Raw genomic sequence first — 10,118 nt, forward strand, 5'->3', positions numbered from 1 at the left:
GATCAGCGCTTGACCGGCTTGCCGTCCACGTCCAGCACCTGCACCTCACCCAGCTTGAGTGCACGGACGGGGGCTTCGATCTTCTTCAGGTCGCCGACGATCACCCAGGTCATCGCCTCCGGCTTGATGATGTCCTTGATGGCCTTTTGCGCAGCCGGCTGGTCGATCGCTTCCAGGCGCGGCTTGAGCGTCTGCACGTAGTCGTCGGGGCGGTCGAACTGCACGATGCCTTCGATCGCACCGAGCACTGCACCGGTGGTTTCGAAGCTGCCGGGAAGGGCGCGGATGCGCTGGTTCTTGATCTTCTCGATTTCATCGGCGGTCAGCGGCTTGTCGCCGATGATGGCGGCGGCTTCCTTGAGGATCTCATTGGCCGATTCGGCGGTCTTGTCGGTCTGCACCGGTGCCGAGAACAGATATGGCCGCTGGCCCTGCGCATCCATCATGCGGGTGCCGGCGCCATAGGCCCAGCGCTTGTTCTCGCGCAGGTTCATGTTCAGGCGCGAGGTGAAGGTGCCGCCGAAGGCGCCGTTGGCCACACCAATCGCCAGGTTATCCGGCGCCTTGGTGGAGGGAGCCAGCAAGCCAGCCAGGATCACCGATTGCGGCGCATCCGGGCGGTTGATCAGGTACACGCGCGGCTTGGGCTGCGCGGCGACGTTGGCCAGGTTTTTCTTCGGCAACGCCGTGGTCGGGGTCTTCCAGTCGCCGAAGGTGGCATCGAGCTGGGGGATGATCTGCGCCAGTGTGGTATCGCCGGCCACCAGGATGCGCAGGTTGTCCGGACGCAGCCATTGGCTGTGGAAATTCTGCAAATCCTGCGCGTTCAGGCTCTTGATCGCTGCCTCGGTCCCGCTACCGGTGAGCGGGATGCCGTACGGATGCTGGTTGCCGAACAGCAGCGGCGGCAATGCACGCAGCGCCAGGCTGTTGGGCTGGGTCTTTTCCTGGGCAATGCCGGACAGCCACTGGCCGCGGACGCGTTCGATGTCGGCGGCCTTGAATGCCGGGTTGCGCACGATGTCGGAGAACAGCTGCAGCGAGGGCTGCAGCTGGTCGTTGAGCGCATCCAGCGAGGCGCTGCAGCTGTCCAGATCGCAGCCGACCGCCGTGATCGCGCCCAGGCGCTGGCGGCGCTGCGCCACGTCCACCGAATCCAGGGCAGTGGTGCTCTCGTTCATCAGCGCGGCACTGAAGCTGGCAGTGCCCAGCTTGCCGCCCTGGTCGGCGGCGTAGCCGGCGTCGAACAGCAACTCCACCTGGGTGACCGGGATGGTGTGGCGCTCGGCCAGGATCACCTCGATGCCGTTCTTCAACTTGCCGCGCTGCAGCTTCGGAAAACTCAGGTCCGGGAATTGATCGGTCTGCGGCACGCCCTTGCTGCGGTCCAGCGTGGAGGCGGTGACCTTGAACGTGCCCGCGGCCGGCAGCTTGGGCGCCGGCTTGCCGGGTTCTTCGCCACGTGCCACCACCGCCTTGTCTTCGGCGGCCGGGTCGAAGTCCTTGCCGGCCGGCAGCACGGTCAGCAGGTAATCGCCCTTGCCGAACCATGTGGCCGAGGCTTGCTTGACGCTGTCGGCGGTGGCGGCCTGGGCGCGCTGGAGATCTTTCTTGTAGGCGCCCGGGTCGCCCCGATAGACCTGGCCCTCTGCCAGGATCACCGCCTTGCCGGTGAAGCCGCCGACCTTTTCCAGCCCCCGCACGAAGCCGGCGCGGTAGGCCACCTGCGCGCGCTGCAGTTCGTCGGCGGTCGGGCCCTGGGCGATGAACTTCTTGAGTTCTTCGTCGATGATCGCCTCGACCTTGGCCGGGTCCACGCCATCTTTGACGTCGGCCTGGATCTGTACCTGGCTGGACAGAGCAAACGGCTGCACCGAGGCGGAGACGTCGTCCACCAGATTGTCCTGATAGGCCAGGCGCTGATACAGCCGCGAAGTCTTGCCACCGCCGAGCACGGTGGTGGCCAGATCCAGCTGGATGAGGTCGTCGGTGCCCAGCTGCGGAGCGGCCCAGGTGCGGTAGATGCGCGGCTGCGAGACGTGGTCGTGCTGTACGCCACGCTTTTGCGCGGCCAGCGGGGTCACCCACGGCTGCTGGCGCGCTACCGGCTTGCCGGACGGGATATCGCCGAAGTACTGCAAGGCCTTGGCGCGCGCCTGCGCCACGGTGATGTCGCCGGCCAGCACCAGGGTGGTGTTGGCGGCGCCGTAATTGTCGTTGAACCATTGTTTGACGTCGGCCAGCGAGGCCGCGTCCAGGTCCTCCATCGAGCCGATGGTGTCGTGCTGGTAAGGATGGTTGGCCGGGAACAGGTTGGACAGGATATTCTGGTCCACGCGGCCATACGGGCGGTTTTCGCCCTGGCGCTTTTCGTTCTGCACCACGCCGCGCTGGGTGTCGAGCTCTTGCTGGCCGATGGCGCCGAGCAGGTGGCCCATGCGGTCCGATTCCAGCCACAGCGCGGTATCCAGCGCAGTAGTGGGCACGGTCTCGAAATAATTGGTGCGGTCGAACCAGGTGGTGCCGTTCATGTCGGTGGTGCCGACCTTTTCCAGCGGCGCGAAGAAGCTCCCCTTGTTGTTCTCCGAGCCGGAGAACATCAGGTGCTCGAACAGGTGCGCAAAGCCGGTCTTGCCGGCCGGCTCGTCGCCCGAGCCGATGTGGTACCAGATGCTCACCGCCACCACCGGCGCCTTGTGGTCTTCGTGCACCACCACGGTCAGGCCGTTGGGCAGGGTGAAGCGGGTATAGGCGATATCGGGAATGGCGCTGCTGGCCGCGCTCTTGGACAGGCTGGCCGGGGCGGCAGCGACGGCGGGGATAACGGAACCGGCAGCGACGCCAAGCACACCGGCGATCAGAAGGGGCAGCGGACGCAGCATGTGACACTCCAGAACAGGGTAATCGGCCGAGGGTAGTGGCTGCTTGCCGGCGCCGCAAATGCGGATGGGCAGGGGAGCCGGGCGGAATTTCGAGCGAGCTGGAGTGGCGCAACGGCGCAACGCCGGTGTGCCGGCGCAGCAGCGTGCCGGGCGGCGCGTCAAAGCCAATGGTGCAACCGGACCCGACCGCACGCTGCTCAAGTTGCTCGTCGCCTCGCCGTTACCTGGGGCAACCTATTCTGACCAGACGCCGCCTGCCGATCACGTCATGACCGTCCTGTTGCCGCCCGTGCCGATCCCCGTCGACGACGCCTTGCGCGTGGACGCGGTGCGCCGGCTGGGGGTGCTGGACACCGAGGCCGAAGTCGAATTCGACGACATCGCGTGGTTGGCCGCACACGTCAGCGGCGCGCCGATGGCGATGGTGTCGCTGCTGGATGCCGACCGCCAGTGGTTCAAGGCGCGCTGCGGCACCGATCTGGAAGGCACCCCGCGCAGCGTTTCGTTCTGCTCCCATGCGGTGATGGGCACCGAGCTGATGGAAGTCCCCGATGCCGAAGCCGACCCACGCTTCGTCAACAACCCGTTGGTGGTCGCCGCGCCGGGTGTGCGCTCGTACGTGGGGGTGCCGTTGATCGGGCGCGAAGGCTACGCCTACGGCACCTTGTGCACGCTCAGCACCACGCCGCGCGTGCTCGACGAGAGCCGCAAGCAGGCCCTGATCCGCCTCGCACGCCAGGCCGTCAACAAGTTGGAAGCGCGCCGCGATCGCCTGGACGCGCAGGCGCAACGTCAGACCTTGAGCATGCTGCTGGAAGCCATGCCGGACGGGGTGGTGGCCTGCGGCACCGACGGCTTGTTGCGCGAGTTCAATCACGCCGCCCGGCAATGGCATGGCACCGATCCGCGCCTGCTGCCACCGGAACAATGGGCGCTGCATTTCGATCTGTACACCGCCGATGGCAACAGTCTGCTGCCCACCGAGGAAATCCCGCTGCTGCGTGCCTGGCGTGGCGAACACGTACGCAATGCCGAACTGGTCATTCGCGCCACCAACCAGCCGCCGCGCAGCGTGCTCTGCAATGCGGATCCGGTGGTCGGCGAGCAGGGCACGGCCTTGGGCGCGGTATGCGTCATGCACGATATCACCCAGCTCAAGGATGCCTCCGCAGCACTGGCCGGCGAACGCGCGCGGCTGCAGGCATTGGTGGACGCCTCGCAGGACGTGGCCATCATGGCGTTCGACCCGCATGGCCGGCTCGAGCTGTTCAATCCCGGCGCCGAGCGCCTGCTCGGTTACCGCGCCGACGATGTGCTGGGGACATGCCCGGTGCGGTTCCATCTGCCGGCCGAACTCGAACGGCACATGGCGACGCTGGCCTTGTCGCCACCCTCGTACGTGAAGCTGGCTGCCGCCGCCGCCGGCGATGTGCTGGCCGAAGAACTCTGGACACTGGTGCGCAAGGACGGCGACCTACGCCGCGTGCGCCTGTGTTTCAACATCATCCACGATGCGCAGCAAGGCCTGGCCGGGTACCTGGCGATGGCGATCGACGTCACCGCCGAATTGCAGGCGCAGGCCGCTGCGCAACTTGCCGCCGAGCGCTTTGCCGGTGCATTCGAAACCGCGCCGCAAGGCATGGCGATCGTGTCGCTGGAAGGCGACTGGCGCGACGTCAATCCGGCGTTGTGCGGCATCCTGGGCTATCCCCGCGAGCAGTTGCTGCGCACCACCTTCCAGCAGATCACCCATCCCGACGATCTGGAGATGGACCTGCAACTGGTGCATGACCTGATCGACGGCAAGCGCGACAGTTACAGCCTGGCCAAGCGCTACATCAGCCAGCACGGCGCGGTGATCTGGGCGCAGCTGTCGGTGTCGCTTGTGCGCGATAGCAGCGGTGCGCCGGTGCATTTCGTTTCGCAGATCCAGGACGTGACCGAGCGCCACGTGGCCGCCGAGCGGCTGGCCGAAAGCGAAGCGCGCCTGCGCGCGATCAGCGACGCCACGCCCACCCTGGTGGCCCAGTTCGATGCCGGGCAGCGCTACCTGTTCGCCAATGAAGCGCATCGCCACTGGCTCGGCGTGGAGCCTGCCAGCCTGGTCGGTCGCCACATTACCCAGGTACTGGGCGAAGACCTCAGCACCGCCGCGCGCGCTGCGCTGGCACAGGTGGTGGCCGGGCAGCGTGCCAGTTTCGAACATGTCCTGGGCGGCAGCACACCGCGCGATGTGGAAGTCACCCTGGTGCCCGAAACGCAGACTGCCACGCCCACGCAGGGCTTTTTCCTGATGGCGCACGATGTCACTGCGCACAAGACCCTGCACCGCCTGATGCACGAGCGCGCCACCCGCGATGCCTTGACCGGCCTGCCGAACCGGCACGCATGGTCCGAAGCGCTGCAGGTGGCGGTTGCGCAGGCGCAACAGCAGCAACGCGCGGTGGCCGTGATGTTCCTGGATCTGGACGGCTTCAAGCGCATCAACGATGTCCACGGACACCGTGCCGGCGACGCGGTGCTGGTGGCGTTCGGCAGCTGCCTGCAACGCGCGGCGGGCGAGCGCTATCTGGTGGCGCGTCTGGCCGGCGACGAATTCGTCGTGTTGCTGGACGGGTTGGAAGATGCGCAGGCCGAATGCGCCGCGGTGGCAGAGCGTATCCGCACGCTTGCCGCAGAAGGCGCCACGTTTGGCGATGAGCATCTGCCGATCCAGCCCAGCATCGGTGTGGCCTGGCAACACGGCGCACAGGCCGAGGCGTCCAGTTTGATGCATGCCGCTGACGAGGCGATGTATGCAGCCAAGCGCGCGCGGCAGCCAGATGGGCAAGCGCCTCGATCTTAGGCGTGGTGTGGGTGCGGGGCAGCTCATGCGCACTGCCGGAAACTGCGTACTTCTGCTGTTAGGTTCAAACGCAAACCGCAAACCGCAAACCGCGAATAGCCAGTGCCTGACTGCGTGATGGCGGGCGTCGGATCGGCGCGGCAGCCAACGGTTGCCGGCGGCGTCAAGCGAGTGGGACGACGCAGAGCACACCGATGGCACACGCCAACGGGCTATCGCGTGGGACAGCCTCGCCGGGAAGACGCCGCGCCCGCGTCGCAAAAAGGCAACGATACGCGTCCGTGCCTGGGGAACGCTCGATAGAGCGCGTCGAGACCGACCCCGGCACGTTGCGCGCCGCGGTTGATGCTCAGGTGCCCGGTCAGTCGCTTTACAGCACCCCACCATCGCTTCGCGCAGGCTGGCGTGGTGGGGTCGGCCCACGATTGCGGCGAACCCTGATGCGGACGCATGGCAGATGGCGGGCTTATTGTGCCGATCCCAAACCATCAGTCGCCGTGATTGCTGCACATGCCACCGACATCGCCTGCCGCACAGGCGCGAGCGCTCGTGTGCGTGGCAGGCGATATCGCTCACGCACGTCGCCTGTGCTCGTGCACAGCGTGCTTGGCGGCCGCCGGCTTCGTAGCGGCAAGCGCGTTCGTTGCGCCACGTACCGGCGGTGTTCCGGCATCCGATGTCAGCCGGAACACCGCCACGGCGCGGGTCAGGTCTGCTGCCTGGTCTTCCATGCTGCGCGCGGCCGCGGTGGCTTCTTCCACCAGTGCGGCGTTTTGCTGGGTCATTTCGTCCAGCTGCATCACCGTGGTGCTGACCTGTTCGATGCCGGCGCTTTGTTCGGTGCTGGCCGCGGTGATCTCGGCCATGATGTCGGTCACGCGCTTCACCGAGCTGACCACCTCGGTCATGGTGCTGCCGGCCTGTTGCACCAGCTCCGAGCCTTGCGCCACTTTTTCTACCGAATCGGAAATCAGCTGTTTGATTTCCTTGGCGGCACCGGCCGAGCGCTGCGCCAGGGCGCGCACTTCGGTGGCGACCACGGCAAAACCACGGCCTTGCTCGCCTGCGCGCGCTGCTTCCACGGCCGCATTCAACGCAAGGATATTGGTCTGGAAGGCGATGCCATCGATCACTCCGATGATGTCGGAAATACGCGCCGACGACTGCGTGATCGCCTGCATGGTGCTCACCACTTCCTGCACCACGCGGCCGCCGCTCTCGGCCACATCGCCGGTGCCCTTGACCAATTGGTTAGCCTGGCGCGCGTTGTCGGCGTTCTGGCGCACGGTGGAGGTGAGTTCTTCCATCGACGCGGCGGTTTCTTCCAGATTCGCTGCCTGGTGTTCGGTGCGCGTGGACAAGTCGGCATTACCGCTGGCGATCTCGCCTGCCGCGGTGTTGATCATCTCGGCCGAGTGCTGGATACCCTGCACGATGCCGGTCAATTGGATGGCAGTGCGGTTGGCTGCATCGGCCAGGCGGCCGAACGCACCTTCGTAATGCGACTCCACGCGCTGCGACAGATCGCCGTCGGCGATCGCGGCCATGATGCGGCCCACATCGTCCAACCCAGCGTCGGCCTGCTGCATCAGCCGGTTTAACGCCTGCACCATTTCCGCAAACGCGAATTGATAATGCGATTGATCGCCACGTGCGGAGAAATCGCCGCGCGCCGCTGCATCGGCCAGGCGCGCGATGTCGCTGTTGATCGCAGACAGATTCTCTTTCACCGTGTCCAGCGCCTGGTGCAGGGCAGCGCGCTGGCCGGGCAGGCGACGCATGTCGCGGCGCAGATCGCCACGGCCGTAGTCGCTCATCACGTTCATCGCTTCGTTGATGGCGTCCAGGTGCTCGAACACCACCGTGTTGATGCCGTGCGCCAGCGTGCCGTAATCGCCTGGGAAATCTTCCGGAATGCGGTGCGCGATGTTCTCGCCCTGTTGCAGACGGATCATGGTCTGCATCTCGCCGTTGAAGCGCTGCAGCTGGTTCTGCATTTGCTGCATGCTGTGCATCAGCTGGCCGGTTTCATCGCGCGATTCCACGCGGATGTCGTTGTCGAAGCGGCCCGAGGCGATGGCTTCGGCAGTGCGCGAGGCAGCACGCAGCGGCGCGGCCATGGCCGATGCGATCAACCAGCACAGCCCGATCACCAACGCCACCAGCGCGCCGCCGATCAACGTCAAGGTGCGCGTGAAGCCCCACGCCTGTACTTGAATGTCCTCGGCATAGACGCCCATCACCAGCACCCAGTTCCAGGCCGGAAAGGTCTTGGCGTAGCTGATCTTGGGCAGCTGTTCCTTCTTGCCCGGCTTGGGCGCGTCGTAATAGCTGAAGCCGTCGCCGCTATCGATGGCGGTTTTGATATCGCGGTACACATATTGCCCGGCATCGCTCTTGTAGTCGGTCATGTCGGTGCCGACCGGGCGCTTGGGATGCATCAGGATGCGCATCTGCGGGTCGACGATGAAGAAGTAATCCACGCCGTCGTTGGTACGCATGTCGGCCAGCGTGGTGCGTGCGGCTTCCTTGGCTTGCTCCAGGCTCAGCTCGCCTGCTTTGACCTTGTCGGCATAGTGCTGCATTACCGTCAGGCCCATCTCCACCTCGGTCTTGACGCTGAGCTTGCGCGCTTCCACCAGATCTAGATATTGCAGACGCGCGGCGGCCATCGCCAGCAGGATCACGCCCACGGTCAATATCGTGCACAACAGGACGAACTTGCGGGTGAGCGGGAGATTGGCAACGTAACGACGCAAGAGGGAAACAACAGGCATGACCACGGTATCCAGAACGCGCGCACGGCGCTACATCATGGATAGCGGCTGATTCACATGCAGGTTGAATGCTAATTGCGGCAGCGTCCGCTCGGGCGACGCGGCAACACGCCAATGCCATGCAAGAGCGCACGCGGGCGCGACAAGACGTTACCGATAACGCTTCGTCGCGCACGGGTGCGCTCCTAAGCAGGCATTCGCATCGGTCCATCGATGCGACGGCGGACACGCACTGGGTGCCCGCCGCATTGCATCAACCTGCTGCTCAGAAGCCGAACTCGGCAGTTGCACCGGGCGCCAGCGTGCGGTTGTAGTCCACGCCGCTGGCCTGGAGCGTGGTGCCGCTCTGTGACCAGGTGACGTTCCAGGCGTTGTTGACGGTGCCGGTGACTGTCAGCGAGATCGACCAATTGCCGCTGGCGGTGCCGGTGTTGGTGACCTGCACGCGGTTGCAGTAGCCACCGTTCCAGGTGCTGTCCGGGATGACCTTGGTACTGAAGCCCGCGCTTGGTGTTGGGGTTGGCGTCGGCGTCGGCGTCGGCGTCGGCGTCGGCGTGGGGGTCGGCGTTGGCGTCGGTGTGCTGTTGCTCACCGTTCCCCACAGCGTCCGCAACAAGGTCATCTTGTCTTCGCGTACGCTGGTCCAGTCGTCGCGCAGGATGCCGCCGGTATCGCCGCTATTGGGGTTCCACGACCAATAGAACCCTTCGTTGATGCCCTTGCTGCGCAGGTACTTCACCAGCGCGTCCTGCCACACCTTGTCGCGCGCATCGCCTTCGCCGTATTTGCCGCCGAATTCGCCCAGCAGCAGGGCGTGACTGCCGGCGAACTGGCCGAAATGGCGGTCCCAGATCGCGGGCATGTTGTTGGGGAAGTTGCTGTCGTTGAAGTACGACTGCACGAACACGTCCGGGCCGTACACGTGCGGTGCCAGCAACAGGCGGTTGGCCGGAATGTTCAATGGGGTGCAGGCCAGCGGCTGCAGGTTGCCACCCCAGAAGATGCCGCCGTTGGTCGAACATACCGGGTTGTCGGTGATGCCTTCCACCGCGATGATCCATTTCGGCGCCACCGCAAGCACAGCGGCAGAACCGCGCTCGGCGGCCGTGTTCCAGTCGGTGGCGGCGTTACCCGTGCCCCAGGTCGCGGCGCCGTGCGGCTCGTTCTTCAGATCCACGCCGATCACGCTCGGCACGTTCTTGTAACGATTGGCGACAAAGCGCAGATCATCCAGCCATTGCGCTTCGGAATACGAACTGGTGTACCACAGCTCGGAAATCGCGGCGCAATCGGGCGTGTGGTGATCCAGCAGCACATACATGCCGCGTGCGTTGAATTCGTTGATCACCTTGTCGAGGATCTGCAGCGAGGTCAGGCCCTGCAGATCGGCGTTACGGCTGTAGTCGATGCTGCTGGGCATCTGGCCGCTACGCAGCGTGGCCGGGCAGAATGGCAGGCGCACCGCGTTGAAGCCCAGGCCCTGCATCTAGGGCCTGTTAACACATCCGAAGCCCATCAACGACTAGGACGAAGCTGAGGAATCCAAGGAACATGACATCCAGCTTCTCGAAGCGCGAGAAAATCCGGCGGTAGCCTTTCAAGCGACGGAACAGT

Annotated in this window: 3 protein-coding genes and 2 pseudogenes; 1 reads left to right on the plus strand and 4 read right to left on the minus strand. The window is 65.3% G+C overall.

All coding sequences use genetic code 11. From position 1 onward, the window contains the following. Nucleotides 1–2 precede the first annotated feature (2 nt). Nucleotides 3–2,882 (minus strand): M16 family metallopeptidase, encoded by a 2,880-nt coding sequence (locus tag F7R02_RS19130; RefSeq protein WP_078589583.1) that lies wholly within the window; start codon nt 2,880–2,882, stop codon nt 3–5. 103 nt (nt 2,883–2,985) lie between these two features. Here F7R02_RS19130 and F7R02_RS19135 point away from each other — a divergent pair, with 103 nt between their 5' ends. Next, entirely contained in the window at nt 2,986–5,727 is a 2,742-nt protein-coding gene (locus tag F7R02_RS19135; RefSeq protein WP_139370892.1) for a PAS domain S-box protein, read from the plus strand. Nucleotides 5,728–6,299: 572 nt separating this feature from the next. On the opposite strand, the gene F7R02_RS19140 is transcribed toward F7R02_RS19135, so the two are convergent. The 3 genes and pseudogenes from F7R02_RS19140 to F7R02_RS19150 all read right to left on the minus strand — a co-directional run. After that, nucleotides 6,300–8,486 (minus strand): methyl-accepting chemotaxis protein, encoded by a 2,187-nt coding sequence (locus F7R02_RS19140; protein ID WP_172397208.1) that lies wholly within the window; start codon nt 8,484–8,486, stop codon nt 6,300–6,302. 283 nt (nt 8,487–8,769) lie between these two features. Next, nucleotides 8,770–9,990: pseudogene (locus F7R02_RS19145) on the minus strand (cellulase family glycosylhydrolase); the annotation flags it as partial. A gap of 10 nt (nt 9,991–10,000) precedes the next feature. After that, nucleotides 10,001–10,118 (minus strand): annotated as a pseudogene (locus tag F7R02_RS19150) (IS5-like element ISCARN85 family transposase); the annotation flags it as partial.

Origin of the sequence: Xanthomonas cissicola (genome assembly GCF_008801575.1) — a bacterium.
GTDB classification, from domain to species: domain Bacteria; phylum Pseudomonadota; class Gammaproteobacteria; order Xanthomonadales; family Xanthomonadaceae; genus Xanthomonas; species Xanthomonas cissicola.